This window comes from Yersinia sp. 2466 StPb PI (assembly GCF_041538325.1).
GTDB lineage: Bacteria > Pseudomonadota > Gammaproteobacteria > Enterobacterales > Enterobacteriaceae > Yersinia > Yersinia enterocolitica_E.
Genome location: NZ_JAULSL010000001.1, coordinates 3729723 through 3753784 on the forward strand (window position 1 = coordinate 3729723; position 24062 = coordinate 3753784).

The window sequence follows — 24062 nt, forward strand, 5'->3', positions numbered from 1 at the left end:
CTCATACCATTCCTCCATTAATTGAAATCACCTGACGCGTGACATAACCGGCGATATCTGACATCAGGTAACTGGCTAAACCAGCCACCTCTTCAGCTTCTCCCATCCGTTTAAGTGGGATCATCCGCATGGCTTCTTGCAGCGCGATAGGCTCCATATTGATCATGCCAGTATCAATCAACCCAGGTGCAATACAATTCACGGTAATCTTGCGTTTAGCCAACTCCAGCGCCAAAGCCTTACAAGCCCCGATAACCCCCGCTTTAGCCGCACTGTAATTCACCTGACCACGATTCCCCACCACACCGGAGACCGAAGAAAGCGCAATAATGCGCCCGCCGTTACGTAAACCGATCATCGGCATTACGCAGGGGTGCAACACATTATAGAAACTGTCCAGATTGGTATGAATGACGCCATCCCAATCTTCTTGCGTCAATGCTGGGAATGCACCATCACGCGTAATACCGGCATTGTTCACCACACCGTAGTAAGCGCCATGAGTGGCGATATCCTGCTCGAGTACCTCTTTACACTGCGGCCTGTCGCTGATATCAAAACAGATCAAGCGCCCTTCACCACCCGCCTCAATAATCTGAGCCAGTGTCGCTTCACCGCCAGTAAGATCTTGGTGATAATGAACAACCACTAAAAAACCATCCGCAGCCAGACGGTGTGCGATGGCCCGCCCGATCCCTTTGCTGGCCCCGGTGACTAAAACAGAACGCTTCATGCGCCTTTCCTCAATGTGAGTTTTTTTATTTCTTCGGCATCTGGCTGATAAGTATTTAGCCGACCACGAGCAACCTGCTTTCCAGCCATGTTGATACTGCACTCGAAACTGCCAATTTTTTCATCTTGCAGGATTAACTGGACACAAACCTGAAGTTCGCTACCCGCAGGAAATGCCGGTAATTCACAGCTGATAGCTCGCCCACCAAGTAGCATCCCTATCGTGGGAGGTATCGCTTGCGCCAAGCCATGCCAGCCACGCCACACGCCGATAGTTTGTGCCATTAATTCGATAGCAAACCAGTTGGGGAGGCAGCCCTGAGCATCGAGGAACGGCGCAAGCACCCCATGCTTACTCAAGGTGACCCTGCATTCAGCCCCGTCCTCCCCTACCCAATGGACGTTATCCAGCATCACCATTGGTGATTGATGTGGGAGGTAATGTTCAGCGGAATACGCCATCAGCCGGCTCCTAATATCACACACGCATTGTTGCCACCAAAAGCGAATGAGTTCGACAAAATAACCGGGGTTTTAAGTACTTCCGGCTTGGTGACCAAATTAATCTCGGCCAAAGTAGTATCCCAAGAAGCATGAGAAAAATCTTGTACTGGTAAGGGTAGAGTCCGGCTTAACATCAGCCAACTGAGTGCCGCCTCTGTGGCCCCAGCGGCCCCCAGCGTATGCCCGGTAAGATGTTTAGTTGAACTACAAGGGGTCTGATGACCAAAAACCCTATTCACGACCTGCGCTTCTATCTGATCATTTAACCGCGTCGCCGTGCCATGTAGATTGATGTAGCCCACATCAGCGGGCTGCAACCCTGCCTGACGTAATGCCATCCTGATAGCCTGTTCCGCCCCATGCCCTTCAGGATGGGGGGCGGACATATGCCAGGCATCGGAGGACTCCCCAACCCCGAGTAACGCTACAGGTGAAGGTTCACGTGATAATAAAATCAACGCCGCTGCCTCACCCACGTTGATCCCTTTGCGCTCGGCGGCAAAAGGGGTACAACGCTCAGCCGAAAGTGACTCCAGGCTATGAAAACCGTTGATGGGCATACGACATAAACTGTCAGCGCCACCGACTATCGCCGCATCGACTATTCCAGACTCAATCAAACGCTTACCGCTGATAATCGCCCGTACACTGGAAGAACAAGCCGTAGACACGGTATAACTCGGGCCATTCAGCCCCAAATAACGCGAGAGGAAGATGCTAGGATCGCCTAACTCCTGCTGTTGATAGTGATACCCTGGCGGAAACTGCCCGCCGACGTCACCAGAACCAGGCTGATATTCTCTAACCGCCCGTTCCCCCTCAAAAATACCTGAGGTGCTGGTTCCCATAATCACAGCAATCCGTGATACGCCATAGCGAAGAATGCATGCGGAAACCTCAGGTTGAATCTGCGACAATGCCGCCAACAACAGGCGATTATTCCGGCTATTGTGCTGTGAAAGTGGCTCGGGCAAGGTAGGCAATTCAGTATTCACCGCACCCAGCCAAATCGGCGAATCACCCAAGAGCCACCCTTGCTGGGGAGCCATGCCTGGGGCTAACCCGGCACGAAGGCTCGCACTCACTTCAGACAATGAGCTACCTAACGCATTAACCATGCCAACAGCAGAGAAATAGACCATCGCTGTTACTCCTCCACATTTTGGATAGTAATACGGTAGTGAAAGACAAATTGCTCAATAGTGATTGGCTTACGGGTGTTACCTGATAGCTGGTAGCGAATCTCTGTCACTATTTGGTTTTTGTCATCATAGAGTCTGCGTGTATCCCCTTCATCCACCAACCGCCAATTTCCGGGTAATAACGGACGCCATGATATGATGGGCCAATAACTCAGCATAATATCGGCAAGAACCTGATTTGCTGGAGGTAATCCAACAATTTTCATGGTTTGCTCTAAATGAATACCTTGCAGGTCATAGGAAACCTTGAACAAGCGGATCCCAAGCGGCGACAGCCCAACCAAGGTTAAGCGCTGCCCATCAGCCTGAAGTAACACTAATAATGACTGCTGCTTCCCCTGCGCTGTTGCAGTCAGTAATTGCTGCTGATTGATAGGTTGTGCCAAAGTCGGTTGCGGCAAAGCGACCCGCACCCCGGGCTTAAGCCAGGCTTTAGGCTGTGTTTGGTCCGGCGAACTGGCACACCCTACAATCAATAAGGCTAAAACGAGTAACACCCCACAGCGTTTATAATTCACTCAGGCTCTCCTTTTGGCTTGGGCAGCGCCAGAGGCGCTAATAAGAAGGCTGTAAACACACCACTACTCAGCACAATGCCAAAGCTACTGATGGCTTGGGTGTGGCTAAATACCAGCATGCCGAAAGTCAGTTGCGTGGTGAACACCGCCATAAAAATAGCAAACATTGACGTGCTAGGCGTCCCTCGGGGATTGGTAAAGAACAGGGTATAATTGATACCAATCCCCAGAACCAATATTAATGCCAGCAACGAGAAGAGATTTAACGAGTGGCCGGTAAGAGAAAGTACCGCCAGCCCCATCCCCAATGAAAGTAACGTCGGTGCCACACAATAGAGGCCGCGACGCAGACCCAGGCGCCAGCAATAGACTACAGCTATAGCAACCACTGCAATGAGTAACAACCATGATAGATAGGCGCGGTAGAGAGAAAATAGCGCATTGAACTCTGTTTTCCTGTCAACCCAAGTCACTCCTGGCACGGACTCCGCTAACTGTTGCAGTGCCGCCGGATTACTGACACCACTTACCGGCACCAACATCGCTGTGCGCCCATCAGGTAATGAGAGCCAAAGCAATCGCCAGCCCTCACTGACCACCGAGCCAAGCCATTGTTCCGGGGTCACCCATGTATGCTGGTTGCCTTGTGCTGGCAAATCTGGCAGAGAAACGCTAATACCCGCCTGTTGCAATTGGTGGATAATAGTTGGCGCGGTTTGTTCAAGTAATGCCAGATTTTGTTGCTGCCGCAATAATGATGGCAGCGGCAACACACGATAACTTTCAATCCATCCAGCCTTTTTCGCCTGTGATAGCTGTGGAGAGAATTGCTCCAGACGTTGCAATGCCTGTTCAGCATTATCACCATACACAACGAACCATTTTTGATCGCTGTGCTGACCGGTAAGTGCCGCAATGCGCTGTTCCTGTTGCTGGAACTCACGCGGCATCGCCTGCAATTCACTGATATCGTCATTAATTTTTAATGTGGCTAACCCACTGATAGTCAAAATAGCAATCAGGGCCGGCAAGCCTAAACGTAACATTCGGTTGTTTTGCCAACTCTCTAGCCACAGATAAATAAGCTTTAGGCGCGGAACCGGGCGCACCGGCAACCGTTTAGCCAATATCGGATACCAACACATCACCGTGATACAGGCGGCGGTTAGACCTGCGGCGGCAAAAACAGCCAATTGCTGCAACCCAGGGAAAGGCGCAATAAGCAGAATCAGATAGGCAATTACGGTGGTGAGTAGCGCCATTGACAGGGCTGGGAAAAGTTTTGCCAGGCTCTCCAATGGCGTCGTTTGGCCACCGTGCGCCATGCGGTCTGTCAGGTAATAAAGCGTGTAATCCGCTGAAATACCAATGATACTGGCACTCAATACCAGCGTCATAACATGGACTTCGCCAAAGACCAGTAACGTGGCAACCGCCCCAGCCAATGCCCCAATAGTTATTGATAAAAGGCATAAGGCGAGTGGCAATAGCGATTTAAACATTATCAATATCAGCAGGAATACACCGGCGACGGAGATCAAACCAATGGTCGAGATATCACTTTCAGCCTGCTGACTCGCGTAATTACTGTAAAAAAGGGTGCCGCGTTCCAAGACTTCAGTACCGGGCCAACGCTGCTGAAGTTGCTGCTTTAATTCAGCCAATGACTCAACGGTGCTACGGGCACTGGCCATATCATAAGATGAAGCGCGTAATTCACCGTGAATCAAATACCATGGGCGTCCCTGGCTATCTTTCGCCACCAGCCAGCCCTTACTGATACTTAATGCCCCACTGTTTTGTTGTTGTGCTAATTGAGAGCCACGAACCAACAGTAAAGGATCATACTGCAACTCTTTACCACTCACGCCAGCAAATGCCGAATACGCCAGCCCCAATATCCACTGAGCCTGTGCCGCTCCACCATGGCTTAATCGCAGACGGGTAGCCTCATCCAACAATACATTACGATGCTGAAAGAAAAAGGCGCCCCACGCCTGTAAACGTTGAGCAGTCATCTCACCACTGACCTGATGCAGCGCAGGCATTTTTTGTAACTGCTGCAACCACCAGTTCACCGGAGCCAATTGGTCTTCTGCTGGGCTAACCAGCCACACTAATTGGCGATCAAGACGCTGATTAAACCCTGCGGTTAATTCGACAGGTACGCCTGCCAACTCCTGCTTGGGCAATAGTGCCAAGACACTGCTGTTAATCTGACTACGAGGGATCAGCCAGAGTAATGTTGCCAGTAACAGCAAACAGATAAGTAACCAGCCGATAGCCAGTTTTCGATGGCAATCAGTGCGCAAAAAGCTGCTGTTCGGCATGGCTCAGTATCTTAGGTTCAGTTAATTGGTTGAAAAACCGGATGTGGGTCCCATCTCCCTGCATATCTTCAATATCGATAGTTTCCAGAAAATATTGACCGTGCAACGTGATGCTTTTAAAGAGCTTATCCAATGGTGTGGTTTTCGGGGTGAGTACTAACACCCAACGATCTTGACCACTATCAGTGAAAGCTAAGGTAAAATTCTGCTCCAAAATCGACGTATCAGCATGAAATAGTGCCGTTAATAAGTGATTAAATTGGAACATTTGCGGATTGCTGTCAGCAGTAATAACCTGCGCAGGCTGGCCGGCCATGGTTTGCACCATGCGCTTATCGTCGAGTAGCAGTGTCAGAACGAAAGGTTGCTGCTGTGACCACCACAGCCCTTTATCCTGTGAAATCAGTAAATTACCACTTGATTTTAAAGGTTTATTCATTCCACTAATACTGCGCTGCTGTTCAAATTCGGCGCGCAACACCGGTTGTTCGCTGAATCGTTGTTGTAACGATGCCAACGTTACCGCATGAGCGCTGATACTGAGACACAGTAAGAGAACGGTGAATATCGATTTCATGAGACGATACCCATTCTTTCCAGCAGTACCGGCGGTGAAACAAAGCTCATTTCTTTCGTGGATGCTTTAACGGCAACCTGAATGGTGTAGCCGGTTGTCATGCGCTTCCCGCTGGTCGCATCATAAATCTGGTAACCGATACGTAAGCGGTTCTCATATTCTTCAATAGAGGCACAAATATGAATACGCTGTTCAAATTCGAGCGGGGCAATGTATTTCACTCGCGTATCAACTATTGGCCACACATAGCCTGACGCCTGCATCGCGCGGTAACCATAATCAATTTGATTCAGTAAAGCCTCACGAGCAATTTCAAAATAACGGAAATAATTGCCATGCCACACCACCCCCATAGGGTCAATATCATGAAACGGGATATTGTGAACTATCCGGGTAGTAAAACGCGGGTCATCGGGTAAATTCATGTCACTGATTTCCTTGGTTTGGCTTTTCATCGTTTAAATGCCAAAAATCATAAAAATTAAACCAATCGAGCGGCGCTAATAAACTGTAGTGCTCCAGGCGGGCGGCGTAACTCTCCACTGCCTGTTGCAATGCCGACTGACGATTTGCTCGCGGTAATATCAATGGATCGGCGAAAGGTTCAAAATAAACATGTAATCGGGCAGCAGATGCGGGATCAATAACACCTGATGGTGCAGCCTCCTTCCCCTGCCTACCGAGTTTTAAACCAAACATCAAAAACACCGGGCAGCGCAATGCCGCAGCTAACGCAAACGGCCCAACCGGGAAAGGTGCTGGGTGGCCTAAGAAGGTGCTCCAAATGACTCTTGGTTGGTTATCTCGTTGATAAGGGCTGACGGAGGTTCTATCACCAACAATCGCGACCCACTCCCCTTCATCCAGCTTCTGGCGCAATAAAATGGCAGTATCAGGTCCAATAGAGGTTACCTGGATAAGGTTAATCAGTGCGTGTGGGTTAATCTCCTGCATGACCTGATTAAAACGGGCAGCATGCTGGGTAAAGACCAATGCATTAACTTTTACACCAACAGATAGCTCAGCCAAAGCGCGACAAGATTCAATATCACCTAAATGCGATGCCAGAATTAGCGCCCCCTGACGGCTGGCAATTTGTGCCTCACAGCGCTCACGCCCAACCAAAACCACATCTTTACCCATCACTAAATCCCCTTGCCAGCTCGCCAGTTTATCGAGCATAGACTCACCAAACCGCATGAAATGGCGGAAGCTGTTTAAGGATGCCGGTAAGGGGTGATTTTGCTGTTTGGCGAAAGCCGTAAGGTGTTGTAAATAATGGTTTGATGCCTGGCGCTGACGATGGCCGGTAAGCCAAAAATAGCCAATAACAGGATATAACAACAGGTTAAAAGTTGTGCGCCCCAGAATTTTATAACTGCGTAACATCAAGCGCATCCCCCACAAACCATTGCGTTCTTTCGTCTGGGACCAATGGTGCTCGGGCTTTTGCATATTACGCTTTAGCAACGCAGGAATACGCGGCAACATGCCAAAAAATAGCCGGGTATGCATCCACGAAATACGTAAGTTGTCATGCAGCGCATCAAAATGTGAAATACCTTCTGCGGGATAGGTGACCTGTGTTGGCAAGAACCGGCTCTCAGTTCCCTGCCAATATAATCTCACCATCACCTCAGTATCAAAATCCATTCGCACACCCAATGGGTGCCGGGCAGCCAAAGCCTGTGTTTCGGCAATCGGATAAACGCGAAAACCACACATACTGTCTTTCAGCGACAAAGATAAAGTTTCGATCCATACCCAGAAGTGGGTGATATAGCGGCCATAAAGCCGCGCCTTCGGTACAGACTCATCGTAAACCGGTCGCCCTGAAATTAGATGATGGGGGTATTTTTCCGCCTCGCCCAGCATTATTGGAATATCAGATAATTGGTGCTGGCCATCAGCATCGACTTGTAGCGCATGGCTGTAACCCTGCTTTTGTGCCACGGTCAGTCCATTCAGAACGGCATGCCCCTTCCCCCGATTTTCGGGTTGTGTTATTAGCACCACCCACGGGTATTTCGCCGCCAGGCGTGTTAGCTCATTGGCAGTATCAACATCACTGCCATCATCAATTATCAGACACGGCAATTGATACATAGCCAACTGAGATAAAACACCCGCCATAGTCTCACCATGATTGAAACAAGGGATAACCACGCACGGCGCGAAAGTGGTTACTGACATAGAGATATTTTTCCACTACTGGCAGTTATTTCGCCATGGACAAGGTACTTAAACATCAGTTTATGATTTGTTCGTTGCCAATTAAGTACGAGAGTGACTTCATCATCAGGCATCAGTGGCCGCTGGAATTTTACGACATCGATACTTCTCACGACCGGCAACTGACCCAGTAACTGATTGGCGTAGTGCATAACCCAATTGATTTGTGCGACGCCGGGCAATATTGAACAGGTGGGGAAATGACCACTAAACCACAGTAAATCAGCAGGTAATAAGAGATCGATGCTGGCAAAGTGATCACCTGTTATTTGCTGACTGACGACGACGGGCAACATCATAAGAATAGCTCCTGTAAGCGGGCATAATCACGCTTCCCTTGTGGATTCAGCGGGATAACATCAATCACACGTAAACGACGAGGAACAGAGACCGGCTCAAGCCAGTGACGCAAAGTATTGCGTAAGCTTTGAGTAAAAGACCTCAATGATTCTGCTGCAAGTTGCTCTTTACCTGTGTCGGTCAATACCACAACAGCAGCAATGTTCACTCTTTCGTTTTGGCTTAAGACCAATACCGTCGCATCTGCAATTTCAGGAAGTGACATTAAGCGCTGTTCTATCTCTGTGAGTGAAACACGCTTCTCTTCTATTTTAACTATTCGATCTTTACGCCCCAGCAGATAAAAACGCTGCCGGTTATCGGATAGCTCTATAATATCGCTCATTGGTATACCTGTTGATTCAGGTATCAAGGCAGAGTAAACAGTGAAAGTATTGTCGCTGTTGATGTCCAAACTGACACCGGAGAAAAACTGCCATGCTTGTTCAGGTGCTGATTGGTGGCGATAAGCAATAACACCGGTTTCAGTGGCACCATAAATCTCTGTTGGCAATGTACCCAGTGTATTTAAAGTAGATTGCGCATCCTGATAACTGAGCGGCCCGCCCGCGGAAAATATCTGTCGACACAAAATCGGCGACAATTTTGTATCCATGCGCTTTAGAAATGCCGGACTACTGATAAATATTGGTGAGCAAGATTCAGGTAGTGACTGAAGTTGTTCATGATAACCAATCAACTCAGCCTGAAAGGGAATACCCAGCGAGAGGGGTAAAAAGATACGAAAAGTCAGCCCGTATAAATGTTGATGAGACACCGACGCAACAATTAATGGGTTATTCTTTCTATCAAAGCGCCCTCCCCATTGAACAGCCAGCCAATGGCTTTCGGTATCCAAACTCGCAACAGATTTAACGACTGCTTTTGGAGCCCCCGTAGAACCCGAGGTGAAGAGGATTAATGACGCAGCAGAAGGCCAATCAGGTAATGGATGATAGGCAGTCTCACTAGAGGCATGGCTTGCGACTATAACGCTTGGACAGGCAAGATTCAGTAATTGATCCGTCAGCAGGCCATCAAACTCATGCAATTGCTCTTTGAGAACGGCCTCACGTGCATGGCCGAAAATTACCGGCGTTTTTTGGCAATACAGCGTAGCCAGCAGCGCAACAGTAAACCAATAGCTATTTTCAAAACATAATGCCCAGCGCTGATTGGGTAAAAAATTAATTTTATTAAATAGATAGGTAACATCGCACCTAAATTGACTCAAGGTTATGGTCTTTGCGCCACACATGGCGATAACCTGGTCATCATCCCGAGAATGATCCAACCAATTCGCCATGGGTAGATTTACTGCTGTTGAACCCTTTTCCTGATTATCCATTCCAGACCCATCAAAGAACCAATAAGTAAATAGCTCAAGCCACCGTTATATAAAGCCCATATATGCATATTGCCGTATAAACAGGTTGCCAGAGCAATGGTGCCATTTACTGCAAAAAATCCGCACCATACCTGTGTCACCTTTCGGGTATAAGCCACCGCTCGGGAAGATAATTCAGGCTCGGACAGCCTTGCCAATCTTTCAATGATGGGTGGGGGGCGAAATAAAGAATAGGAAAACAGCACCAGTAAAATGATGTTTACCGCGACAGGATAAAACAACAACCACTGCGCCTTGCCTAAACCCCAGCTTGCCAAAGACAGAATAATGCCAGCAAGCGCCAGCGCTTTACCTAACCAAAGTTGTTGCTTAATTTTGCTGCGCACGGCAAAGAGGCGCAATGTAAACATTAATAACAATATTGGCGCTAATACCTGCATTCCCCAGCGCGATAAACCAAACCATACCGCCAGTGGGTAGGCTGTAAGTGCAATAACGGTGAGGATTTTGAGCAAAACAGTCAGGCGACCAATGAATAAATTACGCTGATTAGCTGTCACCTGATTTCACCATTTACGACTTGGTGTTTAATAAATTATCGACGGCATCGACAATATCTTGAACCGTTCGAACGGATTTGAACATTTCCGGCATTATTTTTTTACCCGTCACTTTCTGCAAATGTACAACCAGATCGACAGCATCAATACTGTCTAGCTCTAACTCTTCATAAAGCCGTGATTCTGGTTTGATGTCAGCTTCATCAATTTCAAATAGCTTAACCAGAAGAGCTGTAATTTGCTGATAAATTTCTTGTTTTTCCATTATGACAATATCCTGTTAGTTACGCTGTTGAGAAATAAATTTCGCGAGCGTTTCTACCGAATAAAAGTGCTGACGCATATCTTCACTCTCAGCAGAGAGTACAACGCTATATCGGTTTTTGAGTGCTAATCCCAGTTCTAGCGCATCGATTGAATCTAAGCCTAAACCGTCACCAAATAATGCAGCCTGTGAGTCAATATCATCCACCGACATACCTTCCAGATTTAGGGCATCAATAATTAGCTGTTTAATCTCACAACTTAGTAATTCCATTAACTCTTTCTCTTAGATTCAGGCATTAATGCACAGGTTAAATGTTTAGTAAGTCGTCGTGCAGCAAGTGCTAACGATAAATCGCTATCTTGAATAAAGTCATTACTATTGATTTTATTTTGAACAATAATATTAAATTGAGGTTTTACCGGCGGTATATTATACCATTTTAGTTCTTTCGTCAGCATTGGTGGGTTGCAATCAATATATACTACGCGAATATCACACCCACTATGTAGCGCGATATTCGCCGCTCCTCGTTGCAAATTCAGTGCACAACCTGCGGTTGTCCTGGTCCCTTCAGGAAATATAAGGATACTTCCTCCTCGGCCTAAACGCGCTTTACAGTGTGCTAATAATTTATCTGATTCAGCATTAACTAAGTATCCTGCGGATTTAATCACACCGGAAACAAATATGTTATTTAACAACGCTTCTTTGACAATACAATCACATCTTGGCATGTGTGCTGCCAACAGCACATAATCTAATAAGCTAGGATGGTTAGCAACAATCAGACACCCCGAGTCCTCACAAAACAGCTCATTATTTTCTATTTGATAATCAAAAACACCCAGAAATTTAGCAATACGCAAGAACAGTTGAAAACTATAACGAATACTTTGCTGAGTGATCTGGTTACGCACTACTTCAGAGCGAACAATTAGGCGCAGAGAGGTAAACCATAGAATAGATAATAACAGCCCACCTAGGCCAAAAAGTGCAAAACAAAAACCGGTTGCAGCCACTCGCCATAACCGATTTAGCAAAGAAGAATGTTGGGGTGCAGTTTGTACTGCAAGAGAACTGTCCATCACTGACTCCAGTGCCAATTATTATGCTGGCCTTGTATAACGAAAGAACCCTTTTTGCTCAACCAATTACGTAAAAAACTAAGACCCTGAGGCAATTCAGAATTATTAACATCAATCTTAGAAATACGTTCACACTGTAAATCATCGCCGGTGGTTAACACTAATGCCAAGGCATAGGGCAACCCTATTGGAGAAGTCTGAGAATGATAAAAATCAGGCATTACTCCATCGAAATCGACCAATAACACACGCTCAGCGCCGCAAGCCAGCATCCCCATAGCTTCGACTATACCTTGTTGAAAACTATCTATGCCTGCGGCAAGAGACGTCACTGGCATGGTATTGCTCGCCATGATAGTTAACCAGCCGGAGGCAGTATTATGCACTGACATAGCAAAATCTGTTGGCGAAATATTCTGCTGCTGATGGAGGGATTGCAATATTTTATAAGTGCGCTCTAATTCCCCATGGCGACTGGTAAATATCGCCATATCAGCCGTGTCTTCCTCTAGTAACGAAAGCCCCGCTTCAACAGCTAGTCGGCTGCCTGTACTCATTCTTCTAGCGGACATCATAGGGATATGCGATGACTTGGGTAAATCCCCTTGCCATATCGCCGAGAGTGCCTCCTCCTGTGCCCAGGCAAGCCAGTGCTCTTGCGACTCCATACCAGGAGCCAAAGCACGCCAGTTCAATACATTCAATGAATGAGCCACGATATCAGAACTTCCAGACAGCAAAGCGAGATAATTTATTCTATTTTTAGGTAAAAAGCATTTAAAAACTTTATCTATTATCTTTTGGTTTAATTATCGGCCATTCACATCGCATTTTTTAAAAAATTAAAAAGTAAAATATTTTATTTATCGGCATAGCTTCAACATTCTTTAGATAAAAACTCAATAAAAGTAATTATAATTTTAAAATAAAAAATGACGCAAAATAACAATATAAATTTTACATTTATTTAAAACAAAACAAACATAAGAATATTTGTGTATTAGAATAAGTCAGAGTATTTTATCTCTGCTATTTAGCATTCTTCCGTTACTCCTATCATGGGTTAACATGAAAATCATTAATTAATTGGATCATCATGAAACTATTAAAAGCACTCTTGGTCGGGTTGGTATCTATCACATTTATTGTTGGATGTGCAGGTACGACGCCTATCCAAAACGTTAACCAAACGATAATTGGTAGTCACACGACTTCAGAAGTACAAAAAGCGATTCTGGCTGGTGGGATAAACCGTGGTTGGGTAATGATACCTGGCGCTGAAGGCGTGATTAACGGGAAGTTAATAAATCGCGATCACACTGTTGAAATCCAAATTAATTACAATGCTAATAATTACCAAATCAAATATATTGGCAGTACTAACATGGATGCCAAAAATGGGAAAATACACTCAAAATATAATCGCTGGATCGCTAACTTGAATAAAGATATCCAGATTCAACTAAATCGCCTGTCAATATAAAAACATTATATAACAAATAGTTATCTTAATTTTATGCTCACCATTAAAGCTGAATAATGCTAAATGGTGAGCTATTACCTGAATTACGAGGACGTAAGCTTGCGCTACGGATATGATAAAGACCAAATTAGTGCTTTGGCGGCAATCACTGAAGCTCAGAAAATAGCTTTTGCCCCTATGCTATTTCAAGCTGCGCTTAACCTGAGAGAGTCAGGAATCTTAGCTGCATTAGATGAATCAGGTAAAGGTGGTATTACACTCGATGAGCTTCAGACTCATTGCACACTAAGCCGATATGCAATCAGCATCCTGCTAGACATGGGGCTTAGCGGTAATATCCTCTACCAACAGGAAAACCGATTTTATCTGGGCAAGGTCGGTCACTACTTATTGCATGATCAAATGACCCGCGTAAATATGGACTTCACTCAGGACGTTTGTTATCAGGGTTTATTCAATCTAAAAGAAGCACTAGAGACAGGAAAGCCAGCCGGATTATCCGTATTTGGTGAATGGCCTACTATTTACCCTGCACTAAGCGAGTTGCCGACTGCCGCACGTGAAAGTTGGTTCGCCTTTGATCATTTTTATTCCGATAATGCCTTTCAGCTTGCGCTAAAAGCTATTTTTGATCTTGAACCAAAACATATATATGACATTGGTGCAAATACTGGGAAGTGGGCTTTACAGTGTGCGGCCTATGACCCTGATGTGAAAATAACATTGCTGGATTTGCCACAACAGTTAGTCTTAGCTAACGAGAACGTCAAAAGCAAAGGCTATAGCGACCGTATCAGTACATATCCTGTGGATCTGTTATTAGCTGATCGATTGCCAGCAGAAGCAGACGTTTGGTGGATGAGTCAGTTTCTAGACTGCTTTAGTGAAGAACTAATCGTCCATATTCTTAAGCTTATTCATCATGCAATGAAGCCCGATAGTTACGTATGCATCATGGAGATATTTTGGGATAGGCAACAATTTGAAGCTGGTGCATTCAGTTTGAATGCCTCATCTCTTTATTTTACATGTATGGCTAACGGTAATAGCCGTTTTTATCATTCAGATACTTTTTACCAGTGCTTATCTACCGCTGGATTCTACGTTGAGAAAGATATTGATGGTCTTGGTATTGGGCATACATTATTAATTTGCCGTAAAGAACCCGCATAACATTAAGCCCTCTGTCTGAGGGCTTACCCCATCAAGAATCGATATTTCCTTATTCCTATAGTGTATCCAGGCTGCTCTTAACCATTCTGTTCTGTTAAAAGTGTGGTAAATAACCCATTGAATTAAAATTATAAATAGCACAGAGAGCCAGATGGTGGAGTCGCAAACTGACAATAAGAGAGTTGTGGTTGGGTTTTGTCGCAGAAATATATCCAGCAGATCAACAATATATAAAAATTACAATGCAAAAAACCCTGAATCAGAGATCCAGGGTTTTGCAATAAGTGGCGGAACGGACGGGGCTCGAACCCGCGACCCCCTGCGTGACAGGCAGGTATTCTAACCAACTGAACTACCGCTCCACCGATTCTTTTACGCGTATCTTCCCGATACTTACCCTTGACAGGGCCAGCGCTCCGCGCTGTGCAAAACCGCTCTAAGCGATTTTGTTAGTTACCAGATGTCACTCTGGTAACTCGTGTTTGATGCCTGGCAGTGTCCTACTCTCGCATGGGGAGACCCCACACTACCATCGGCGCTACGGCGTTTCACTTCTGAGTTCGGCATGGGATCAGGTGGGACCACCGCACTATGGCCGCCAGGCAAATTCTGTCTAAACTAAACCCGCTATATGTCTCCACACAGCCAGCCAGCCCAATCTCGGAACTTCGCTGAAAATTTCTATCTCTCAATCTAAAACACCTTTGGTGTTGTAAGGTTAAGCCTCACGGATCATTAGTACTGGTTAGCTCAATGCATCGCTGCACTTACACACCCAGCCTATCAACGTCATAGTCTTTAACGTTCCTTCAGGGGGCTTAAAGCCCCAGGGAAGACTCATCTCGAGGCAAGTTTCCCGCTTAGATGCTTTCAGCGGTTATCTCTTCCGAATTTAGCTACCGGGCAATGCCATTGGCATGACAACCCGAACACCAGTGATTCGTCCACTCCGGTCCTCTCGTACTAGGAGCAGCCCCTCTCAATCTTCCAACGCCCACGGCAGATAGGGACCGAACTGTCTCACGACGTTCTAAACCCAGCTCGCGTACCACTTTAAATGGCGAACAGCCATACCCTTGGGACCTACTTCAGCCCCAGGATGTGATGAGCCGACATCGAGGTGCCAAACACCGCCGTCGATATGAACTCTTGGGCGGTATCAGCCTGTTATCCCCGGAGTACCTTTTATCCGTTGAGCGATGGCCCTTCCATTCAGAACCACCGGATCACTAAGACCTACTTTCGTACCTGCTCGAGCCGTCACTCTCGCAGTCAAGCTAGCTTATGCCTTTGCACTAACCTCACGATGTCCGACCGTGATTAGCTAACCTTCGTGCTCCTCCGTTACTCTTTGGGAGGAGACCGCCCCAGTCAAACTACCCACCAGACACTGTCCTCACCCCGGATCACGGGGCCGAGTTAGAACATCAAACATTAAAGGGTGGTATTTCAAGGTTGGCTCCATGCAGACTGGCGTCCACACTTCGATGCCTCCCACCTATCCTACACATCAAGGCTCAATGTTCAGTGTCAAGCTATAGTAAAGGTTCACGGGGTCTTTCCGTCTTGCCGCGGGTACACTGCATCTTCACAGCGAGTTCAATTTCACTGAGTCTCGGGTGGAGACAGCCTGGCCATCATTACGCCATTCGTGCAGGTCGGAACTTACCCGACAAGGAATTTCGCTACCTTAGGACCGTTATAGTTACGGCCGCCGTTTACTGGGGCTTCGATCAAGAGCTTCGCCTTGCGGCTGACCCCATCAATTAACCTTCCAGCACCGGGCAGGCGTCACACCGTATACGTCCACTTTCGTGTTTGCACAGTGCTGTGTTTTTATTAAACAGTTGCAGCCAGCTGGTATCTGCGACTGGCTTCGGCGCCGGGAGCAAGTCCCATTACCTAATGCCAGCGTGCCTTCTCCCGAAGTTACGGCACCATTTTGCCTAGTTCCTTCACCCGAGTTCTCTCAAGCGCCTGAGTATTCTCTACCTGACCACCTGTGTCGGTTTGGGGTACGATTTAATGTTACCTGATGCTTAGAGGCTTTTCCTGGAAGCTTGGCATCAACTACTTCACCACCGTAGTGGCTCGTCATCACACCTCAGCGTTGATAAGCAACCGGATTTACCAAGTCGCTCCGCCTACATGCTTAAACCGGGACAACCGTCGCCCGGCTAGCCTAGCCTTCTCCGTCCCCCCTTCGCAGTAACACCAAGTACAGGAATATTAACCTGTTTCCCATCGACTACGCTTTTCAGCCTCGCCTTAGGGGTCGACTCACCCTGCCCCGATTAACGTTGGACAGGAACCCTTGGTCTTCCGGCGTGCGGGTTTTTCACCCGCATTATCGTTACTTATGTCAGCATTCGCACTTCTGATACCTCCAGCAACCCTCACAGGTCACCTTCAACGGCTTACAGAACGCTCCCCTACCCAACAACACCTAAGTGTCGCTGCCGCAGCTTCGGTGCATGGTTTAGCCCCGTTACATCTTCCGCGCAGGCCGACTCGACCAGTGAGCTATTACGCTTTCTTTAAATGATGGCTGCTTCTAAGCCAACATCCTGGCTGTCTATGCCTTCCCACATCGTTTCCCACTTAACCATGACTTTGGGACCTTAGCTGGCGGTCTGGGTTGTTTCCCTCTTCACGACGGACGTTAGCACCCGCCGTGTGTCTCCCGTGATAACATTCTTCGGTATTCGGAGTTTGCATCGGTTTGGTAAGTCGGGATGACCCCCTAGCCGAAACAGTGCTCTACCCCCGAAGATGAGTTCACGAGGCGCTACCTAAATAGCTTTCGGGGAGAACCAGCTATCTCCCGGTTTGATTGGCCTTTCACCCCCAGCCACAAGTCATCCGCTAATTTTTCAACATTAGTCGGTTCGGTCCTCCAGTTAGTGTTACCCAACCTTCAACCTGCCCATGGCTAGATCACCGGGTTTCGGGTCTATACCTTGCAACTAGACGCCCAGTTAAGACTCGGTTTCCCTACGGCTCCCCTATTCGGTTAACCTTGCTACAAAATATAAGTCGCTGACCCATTATACAAAAGGTACGCAGTCACCCAACAAAGTAGGCTCCCACTGCTTGTACGTACACGGTTTCAGGTTCTATTTCACTCCCCTCGCCGGGGTTCTTTTCGCCTTTCCCTCACGGTACTGGTTCACTATCGGTCAGTCAGGAGTATTTAGCCTTGGAGGATGGTCCCCCCATATTCAGACAGGATGTCACGTGTCCCGCCCTACTCATCGAGTTCACAGCAAGTGTGTTTTGGTGTACGGGACTATCACCCTGTACCGTGCGACTTTCCAGACGCTTCCACTAACACACAAACTGATTCAGACTCTGGGCTCTTCCCCGTTCGCTCGCCGCTACTGGGGGAATCTCGGTTGATTTCTTTTCCTCGGGGTACTTAGATGTTTCAGTTCCCCCGGTTCGCCTTGCATGGCTATGTATTCACCATGCAATAGTGCAACGAATTGCACTGGGTTTCCCCATTCGGGTATCGTCGGTTATAACGCTTCATATCAGCTTACCGACGCTTTTCGCAGATTAGCACGCCCTTCATCGCCTCTGACTGCCTAGGCATCCACCGTGTACGCTTAGTCGCTTAACCTCACAACCCAAAGGTGTTTTTCGTTATTGGTGTGGCTGTGAACACACTCGGCTATGTTGTGCAGTGCGCGCAATCCTCATGAACGTTAAGTTCACTCCGGTTGCTGTGCGCTGTACGCCTTGCTGAGTGTCTTCTCGCTCACACTGCAACAATGATTACCCATTGGCATTGCGATTATTTGAGAGACTCTATTACAGGTTACTCTTTATCTCAGTACATCTACGGAGAGATAAATTTCGGCTGTAATGTTTCAATTTTCAGCTTGTTCCAGATTGTTAAAGAGCAATATCTTAAACACGACTCGTTAAAGTCATCTTTAAGATATTCAGTTGATAATGTCTTTCACACATTATCGGAGTGGCGTCCCCAAGGGGATTCGAACCCCTGTTACAGCCGTGAAAGGGCAGTGTCCTAGGCCTCTAGACGATGGGGACACAAAAATTTCTACTGAATCACTGATTCAGTATTTTTGTGTAAAGGTGAGAATGTGGTGACACATTCGAACGACTGATGCAGTAAAAACTCGATACCGAGGTCTTATTGCACAATCATCACCCTCATCAACAGGTGCTCTTGCTCATTTACATTCATCAGACAATCTGTGTGGACACTGCGCAATGCGTATCGTTAGGTAAGGAGGTGATCCAACCGCAGGTTCCCCTACGGTTACCTTGTTACGACTTCACCCCAGTCATGAATCACAAAGTGGTAAGCGCCCTCCCGAAGGTTAAGCTACCTACTTCTTTTGCAACCCACTCCCATGGTGTGACGGGCGGTGTGTACAAGGCCCGGGAACGTATTCACCGTAGCATTCTGATCTACGATTACTAGCGATTCCGACTTCATGGAGTCGAGTTGCAGACTCCAATCCGGACTACGACAGACTTTATGTGGTCCGCTTGCTCTCGCGAGTTCGCTTCACTTTGTATCTGCCATTGTAGCACGTGTGTAGCCCTACTCGTAAGGGCCATGATGACTTGACGTCATCCCCACCTTCCTCCGGTTTATCACCGGCAGTCTCCCTTGAGTTCCCACCATTACGTGCTGGCAACAAAGGATAAGGGTTGCGCTCGTTGCGGGACTTAACCCAACATTTCACAACACGAGCTGACGACAGCCATGCAGCACCTGTCTCACAGTTCCCGAAGGCACCGAAGCATCTCTGCTAAGTTCTGTGGATGTCAAGAGTAGGTAAGGTTCTTCGCGTTGCATCGAATTAAACCACATGCTCCACCGCTTGTGCGGGCCCCCGTCAATTCATTTGAGTTTTAACCTTGCGGCCGTACTCCCCAGGCGGTCGACTTAACGCGTTAGCTCCGGAAGCCACGCCTCAAGGGCACAACCTCCAAGTCGACATCGTTTACAGCGTGGACTACCAGGGTATCTAATCCTGTTTGCTCCCCACGCTTTCGCACCTGAGCGTCAGTCTTTGTCCAGGGGGCCGCCTTCGCCACCGGTATTCCTCCAGATCTCTACGCATTTCACCGCTACACCTGGAATTCTACCCCCCTCTACAAGACTCTAGCTTGCCAGTTTCAAATGCAGTTCCCACGTTAAGCGCGGGGATTTCACATCTGACTTAACAAACCGCCTGCGTGCGCTTTACGCCCAGTAATTCCGATTAACGCTTGCACCCTCCGTATTACCGCGGCTGCTGGCACGGAGTTAGCCGGTGCTTCTTCTGCGAGTAACGTCAATCAACCGTGCTATTAACACGATTGCCTTCCTCCTCGCTGAAAGTGCTTTACAACCCGAAGGCCTTCTTCACACACGCGGCATGGCTGCATCAGGCTTGCGCCCATTGTGCAATATTCCCCACTGCTGCCTCCCGTAGGAGTCTGGACCGTGTCTCAGTTCCAGTGTGGCTGGTCATCCTCTCAGACCAGCTAGGGATCGTCGCCTAGGTGAGCCATTACCCCACCTACTAGCTAATCCCATCTGGGCACATCCGATGGCGTGAGGCCCGAAGGTCCCCCACTTTGCTCTTGCGAGGTCATGCGGTATTAGCTACCGTTTCCAGTAGTTATCCCCCTCCATCAGGCAGTTTCCCAGACATTACTCACCCGTCCGCCGCTCGCCGGCAAAGTAGTAAACTACTTCCCGCTGCCGCTCGACTTGCATGTGTTAGGCCTGCCGCCAGCGTTCAATCTGAGCCATGATCAAACTCTTCAATTTAAGATTTGTTTGATTTGCTGCTAATAAAAGCAGCGATGCTCAAAGATTACTTTCTGCAAATAAGCATTCGAACCGAAGTTCAAATGTGTACTGCTTTGGTCACTCTTCAAGACTTTGATATTTCTTCTGCCTGTCGAAACAGGCTTCGATATCGTCTTGCGAGTGCCCACACAGATTGTCTGATAAATTGTTAAAGAGCGTTCGTTACCCGTTTGCCTTTCGGCGAATCTTACGGTAACGCGGGAGGCAGATAATACGCTTTCCCGCTACAGAGTCAACCACTTAATCAGTTAATTTTCTCTGTTCTTCCCGGCCACTCTGTGAAGTTGCTCACAGCGCCGTGTCGATGGATGCGCATTATAGGGAGCCGCCTCAGAATGGCAAGAGTTTATCTTAAAGTTTTTTCCAACTGCTGATTATTTGAACGCAAAGACTACTTATGACGCGTTTTTATCGCTTTTGGCAGGTCAGCCAGACTATTTAGCACCCAATCAGCTAGCGCCTCTCCTTCTGCGCTAACAGGCTTACCAGTGCGAACTAACACTTTAGTGCCGACATTAGCCGCTAATGCTGCCTGCATATCTTCAATTTTGTCACCAACCATATAAGAAGAAGCCATATCAATGTTCAATTCGCTTTGTGCTTGCAGTAACATGCCAGGCAGCGGTTTACGGCATTCACATGTTTCACTGAACTCCGCTACACTGCCATCGGGGTGATGCGGACAGAAGTAGATGCCGTCCAGGTCAACACCACGGTCAGCCAGAGACCAATCCATCCACTCGGTGAGACTTACAAATTGCTCTTCGGTAAACATACCGCGTGCAATACCTGATTGATTGGTTACCAATACCAAAGCGAAACCCATTTCTTTCAATTCACGACAAGCATCAATAACACCGTCTATAAACTGGAAGTTATCAATTTCGTGGACATAACCGTGATCAACATTAATTGTACCATCACGATCTAAAAATATTGCGGGGACGGGCTGAGTCACTTATCTGCTCCTGAGGGCTGTAAACCCCACTAGTATCGCATGTTTCATTACCGATTGAGAATGGAAGAGAATCGGTGTTGCCAGTTGACTTGGCCGTCTAGACGCCTTAACATCCAATCTATACTTTGGTTCCGCTGAAGTTTACTTTTTATCTAGCCACGGAAACGACGATAAAATAAGAATAATATGATTAAACTTTCTCACATCAGCAAAGTGTTCCAACAGGGTTCGCACACTATTACCGCACTTACAGACGTGAGTCTACACGTCCCTGCTGGACAAATTTATGGCGTTATCGGTGCATCAGGTGCGGGTAAAAGTACACTGATTCGCTGTGCCAATATGTTAGAGCGCCCTACCAGCGGCCAGGTTCTGGTTGATGGGCAAGATCTGACAACCTTATCTGAAGGTGAACTGACGCGCGCGCGTCGTCAAATCGGCATGATTTTTCAGCATTTCAATTTACTGTCATCTCGCACGGTGTATGGCAATATTGCGTTGCCTCTTGAGCTGGATAACACGTCACGCGCAGATATAAAGAAGAGAGTTACCGAACTGTTGGATCTGGTCGGTTTAGCGGATAAGCAAGATGCTTACCCGGCTAACTTGTCGGGCGGTCAGAAGCAGCGTGTTGCTATCGCGCGTGCTTTAGCCAGTAATCCAAAAGTCTTGTTGTGCGATGAAGCCACCAGCGCATTAGACCCGGCAACCACTCGTTCGATTCTGGAGCTACTTAAGGACATTAATCGTCGTCTGGGGCTGACTATTTTGCTTATTACTCATGAAATGGATGTGGTGAAACGCATCTGTGATCAGGTTGCTGTAATAAGTGAAGGCAAATTGATTGAGAAAGACAGTGTCAGTGAAGTGTTCTCGCATCCGAAAACTCCGCTGGCGCAACAATTTATCCAATCAACACTCCATTTGGATATTCCAGAAGATTACGCCCAGCGTATGACGCAGGAACCAACTGCAGATCGCGTTCCACTGCTGAAATTGGAGTTCACCGGTCAGTCCGTTGACGCACCACTCATTTCACAAGCGGTGCGCCGTTTCAATATTGATATCGGGATTCTCAGTTCGCAGATGGATTATGCCGGTGGCGTTAAGTTTGGTGTCATGTTAGCAGAGCTGCATGGCGACGATCAGGATGGCCTCGCTGCCATCAAGTTTTTGCAAGATCATCATGTAAAAGTAGAGGTTCTGGGTTATGTCTGAGGCAATGATGTGGTTAATGGGCCGAGGCGTCTGGGAAACTCTAATGATGACTTTTGTGTCTGGTTTCTTTGGCTTTGTGCTAGGGCTACCGGTTGGGGTGCTGCTGTATGTCACCCGCCCAGGGCAAATTATCGCTAACAATAAGATTTACCGCACCCTGTCTGGAGTTGTGAATATTTTCCGTTCCATACCTTTTATTATCTTATTGGTGTGGATGATTCCATTCACTCGAATGATTGTCGGTACATCGATTGGGTTACAGGCGGCGATTGTGCCACTAACGGTCGGTGCAGCCCCCTTTATTGCTCGTATGGTGGAGAATGCCCTACTAGAGATTCCATCTGGTTTGGTTGAGGCTGCCCGTGCGATGGGAGCGACCCCAATGCAAATTATTAAAAAGGTGTTGTTGCCCGAAGCCCTACCCGGCTTGGTGAATGCCGCCACTATTACATTAATTACCCTGGTCGGTTATTCCGCGATGGGTGGTGCAGTCGGTGCCGGTGGCTTAGGCCAGATCGGTTATCAGTATGGTTACATTGGCTATAACGCCACGGTAATGAATACTGTATTAGTATTATTAGTAATTTTGGTTTACCTGATTCAGTTCAGTGGCGATCGGATCGTAAAAGCCGTTACCCACAAATAGTTCTTAACACATCAATTACCCAAAGGAATTGATGTTGCAGGTAGGCGGCAAGCGAACATATCCCGATAAGCTTATTCAAGTAAGTGATTCGGGTAAGTGAAAGTTGCTAACAACCCTGCAGCGCCAAGTACCAAGGGTATAGCGACTGCCTCACACAGCGGCGCATCTTAACGAATGTCTATAGAGGAAGGGATATGTCTTTAAAATTCAAATCTATCGCGGCAGTCAGTGCACTGATTGGTACCTTAGCTCTGGTGGGTTGCGGCCCGGCAGAGAAAGATCCAAACCACATTAAAGTTGGTGTCATTGTGGGTGCCGAGCAACAAGTTGCTGAAGTTGCTCAAAAAGTGGCAAAAGATAAATATGGTCTGGATGTTGAACTGGTTACCTTTAACGACTATGTATTGCCAAACGAAGCATTGAGCAAAGGTGATATTGACCTGAATGCCTTCCAGCACAAGCCTTATCTGGATCAGCAAATTAAAGATCGTGGCTACAAGTTAGTGTCTGTGGGTAACTCATTCGTTTATCCAATTGCTGGTTACTCTAAGAAAATCAAGTCATTGGAAGAGTTACAACCGGGTTCTCAGGTCGCACTGCCAAATGACCCGACCAATCTGGGCCGTTCTCTGTTGCTGCTGCAAAAAGTGGGGCTGATTAAACTGAAAGACGGCGTTGGTCTGCTGCCAACCGTGTTGGATGTGGTTGAGAATCCTAAAAACCTGAAACTGGTTGAACTGGAAGCCCCTCAGTTACCACGTTCTTTGGATGACCAACAAATCGCCTTGGCGATTATCAATACCACCTACGCCAGCCAGATTGGCTTAACACCTGCTAAAGATGGCTTATTCGTGGAAGATAAAGAGTCACCTTACGTCAATCTGATCGTAGCCCGCGAAGACAATAAAGATGCGGAAAACGTGAAGAAATTCGTTCAGGCATATCAGTCTGATGAAGTTTACGATGCAGCAAACAAAGCATTCAACGGTGGTGCAGTAAAAGGCTGGTAAGTGTTAATTGGCTATTTTGCTGAATATGGCGTTAGCTAAA

Annotated in this window: 21 protein-coding genes, 2 tRNA genes and 3 rRNA genes; 5 read left to right on the forward strand and 21 right to left on the reverse strand. The window is 47.3% G+C overall.

The features are described 5' to 3' along the window. Nucleotide 1: 1 nt before the first annotated feature. From Q2T72_RS16945 to Q2T72_RS17015, 15 genes are read right to left on the reverse strand one after another with little or no spacing between them, the layout of a single operon-like run. Nucleotides 2-733 carry a 3-ketoacyl-ACP reductase FabG2 gene (locus tag Q2T72_RS16945; protein ID WP_083162990.1) on the reverse strand — a complete coding sequence of 244 codons (732 nt, stop codon included), beginning with the start codon at nt 731-733 and terminating at the stop codon, nt 2-4. Beyond that, nucleotides 730-1194, reverse strand: coding sequence for a hotdog family protein (locus tag Q2T72_RS16950; RefSeq protein ID WP_083162988.1), 465 nt, complete (start codon nt 1192-1194; stop codon nt 730-732). The genes Q2T72_RS16945 and Q2T72_RS16950 overlap by 4 nt, the downstream gene beginning before the upstream one ends. Then, nucleotides 1194-2378 (reverse strand): beta-ketoacyl-[acyl-carrier-protein] synthase family protein, encoded by a 1185-nt coding sequence (locus Q2T72_RS16955; RefSeq protein WP_372569524.1) that lies wholly within the window; start codon nt 2376-2378, stop codon nt 1194-1196. Before Q2T72_RS16955 ends, Q2T72_RS16950 begins: the two co-directional genes overlap by 1 nt. 5 nt (nt 2379-2383) lie before the next feature. Then, a complete protein-coding gene (locus Q2T72_RS16960) occupies nt 2384-2956 on the reverse strand; it encodes a DUF3261 domain-containing protein (protein ID WP_083162985.1) in 573 nt (190 codons plus the stop codon). Continuing rightward, a complete protein-coding gene (locus Q2T72_RS16965; RefSeq protein ID WP_372569525.1) occupies nt 2953-5286 on the reverse strand; it encodes an MMPL family transporter in 2334 nt (777 codons plus the stop codon). Before Q2T72_RS16965 ends, Q2T72_RS16960 begins: the two co-directional genes overlap by 4 nt. Further along, on the reverse strand, nt 5258-5863 hold the full coding sequence (locus tag Q2T72_RS16970; RefSeq protein WP_083162984.1) for an outer membrane lipoprotein carrier protein LolA: 606 nt from the start codon (nt 5861-5863) through the stop codon (nt 5258-5260). Before Q2T72_RS16970 ends, Q2T72_RS16965 begins: the two co-directional genes overlap by 29 nt. Continuing rightward, complete coding sequence (locus Q2T72_RS16975; RefSeq protein ID WP_372559744.1) at nt 5860-6288, reverse strand: acyl-CoA thioesterase; 429 nt, start codon at nt 6286-6288, stop codon at nt 5860-5862. The genes Q2T72_RS16970 and Q2T72_RS16975 overlap by 4 nt, the downstream gene beginning before the upstream one ends. Before the next feature lies 1 nt (nt 6289). Continuing rightward, entirely contained in the window at nt 6290-8056 is a 1767-nt protein-coding gene (locus tag Q2T72_RS16980; protein WP_372569526.1) for a glycosyltransferase, read from the reverse strand. Beyond that, nucleotides 8047-8394, reverse strand: a complete 348-nt coding sequence (locus Q2T72_RS16985) for a hydroxymyristoyl-ACP dehydratase (protein WP_372569527.1) — start codon at nt 8392-8394, stop codon at nt 8047-8049. Before Q2T72_RS16985 ends, Q2T72_RS16980 begins: the two co-directional genes overlap by 10 nt. Next, complete coding sequence (locus Q2T72_RS16990; RefSeq protein ID WP_193784869.1) at nt 8391-9740, reverse strand: AMP-binding protein; 1350 nt, start codon at nt 9738-9740, stop codon at nt 8391-8393. Before Q2T72_RS16990 ends, Q2T72_RS16985 begins: the two co-directional genes overlap by 4 nt. 8 nt (nt 9741-9748) lie before the next feature. Next, nucleotides 9749-10342, reverse strand: coding sequence for a hypothetical protein (locus Q2T72_RS16995; RefSeq protein ID WP_083162979.1), 594 nt, complete (start codon nt 10340-10342; stop codon nt 9749-9751). A 13-nt stretch (nt 10343-10355) separates the two neighbouring features. Beyond that, nucleotides 10356-10607, reverse strand: a complete 252-nt coding sequence (locus tag Q2T72_RS17000) for an acyl carrier protein (protein WP_083162978.1) — start codon at nt 10605-10607, stop codon at nt 10356-10358. A gap of 15 nt (nt 10608-10622) precedes the next feature. Next, on the reverse strand, nt 10623-10880 hold the full coding sequence (locus Q2T72_RS17005) for a phosphopantetheine-binding protein (protein WP_083162977.1): 258 nt from the start codon (nt 10878-10880) through the stop codon (nt 10623-10625). After that, nucleotides 10880-11695, reverse strand: a complete 816-nt coding sequence (locus Q2T72_RS17010; RefSeq protein WP_193784791.1) for a lysophospholipid acyltransferase family protein — start codon at nt 11693-11695, stop codon at nt 10880-10882. Before Q2T72_RS17010 ends, Q2T72_RS17005 begins: the two co-directional genes overlap by 1 nt. Further along, the gene (locus tag Q2T72_RS17015; protein ID WP_372569528.1) at nt 11695-12411 is read right to left on the reverse strand and encodes a beta-ketoacyl synthase chain length factor; all 717 of its coding nucleotides are present in this window, start codon (nt 12409-12411) and stop codon (nt 11695-11697) included. The genes Q2T72_RS17010 and Q2T72_RS17015 overlap by 1 nt, the downstream gene beginning before the upstream one ends. A gap of 380 nt (nt 12412-12791) precedes the next feature. On the opposite strand from Q2T72_RS17015, the gene Q2T72_RS17020 reads away from it, so the two are divergent. Together Q2T72_RS17020 and Q2T72_RS17025 are read left to right on the forward strand one after the other, a co-directional pair. Then, complete coding sequence (locus Q2T72_RS17020) at nt 12792-13178, forward strand: hypothetical protein (RefSeq protein WP_083162974.1); 387 nt, start codon at nt 12792-12794, stop codon at nt 13176-13178. A 63-nt stretch (nt 13179-13241) separates the two neighbouring features. Continuing rightward, entirely contained in the window at nt 13242-14351 is a 1110-nt protein-coding gene (locus Q2T72_RS17025; protein ID WP_372569529.1) for a methyltransferase, read from the forward strand. 285 nt (nt 14352-14636) lie between these two features. Here the strand turns inward: Q2T72_RS17025 and Q2T72_RS17030 are convergent. The 6 genes from Q2T72_RS17030 to gmhB form a co-directional block, all read right to left on the reverse strand. Further along, nucleotides 14637-14713: transfer RNA gene (locus Q2T72_RS17030), tRNA-Asp, on the reverse strand. 125 nt (nt 14714-14838) lie between these two features. Then, nucleotides 14839-14954, reverse strand: a 5S ribosomal RNA gene (rrf, locus tag Q2T72_RS17035). Nucleotides 14955-15065: 111 nt separating this feature from the next. Then, nucleotides 15066-17973, reverse strand: a 23S ribosomal RNA gene (locus Q2T72_RS17040). A gap of 358 nt (nt 17974-18331) precedes the next feature. After that, a tRNA-Glu gene (locus tag Q2T72_RS17045) sits at nt 18332-18407 on the reverse strand. Nucleotides 18408-18605: 198 nt separating this feature from the next. After that, nucleotides 18606-20148: ribosomal RNA gene (locus Q2T72_RS17050) — 16S ribosomal RNA — on the reverse strand. Together the 16S, 23S and 5S rRNA genes with 2 tRNA genes alongside form the textbook arrangement of a ribosomal RNA operon. Nucleotides 20149-20581: 433 nt before the next feature. Beyond that, nucleotides 20582-21148, reverse strand: coding sequence for a D-glycero-beta-D-manno-heptose 1,7-bisphosphate 7-phosphatase (gmhB, locus tag Q2T72_RS17055; protein ID WP_083162970.1), 567 nt, complete (start codon nt 21146-21148; stop codon nt 20582-20584). Nucleotides 21149-21334: 186 nt separating this feature from the next. Between gmhB and metN the strand changes: the two genes are divergently transcribed. The 3 genes from metN to Q2T72_RS17070 all read left to right on the forward strand — a co-directional run bounded on the left by metN (nt 21335) and on the right by Q2T72_RS17070 (nt 24022). Then, nucleotides 21335-22366, forward strand: a complete 1032-nt coding sequence (gene metN, locus Q2T72_RS17060) for a methionine ABC transporter ATP-binding protein MetN (protein ID WP_083162968.1) — start codon at nt 21335-21337, stop codon at nt 22364-22366. Beyond that, nucleotides 22359-23012: a methionine ABC transporter permease MetI gene (locus Q2T72_RS17065; RefSeq protein WP_050078607.1), complete on the forward strand. Its 654-nt coding sequence runs from the start codon at nt 22359-22361 to the stop codon at nt 23010-23012. Before metN ends, Q2T72_RS17065 begins: the two co-directional genes overlap by 8 nt. A gap of 194 nt (nt 23013-23206) precedes the next feature. Continuing rightward, nucleotides 23207-24022: a MetQ/NlpA family lipoprotein gene (locus Q2T72_RS17070; protein WP_042569242.1), complete on the forward strand. Its 816-nt coding sequence runs from the start codon at nt 23207-23209 to the stop codon at nt 24020-24022. Nucleotides 24023-24062 lie beyond the last annotated feature (40 nt).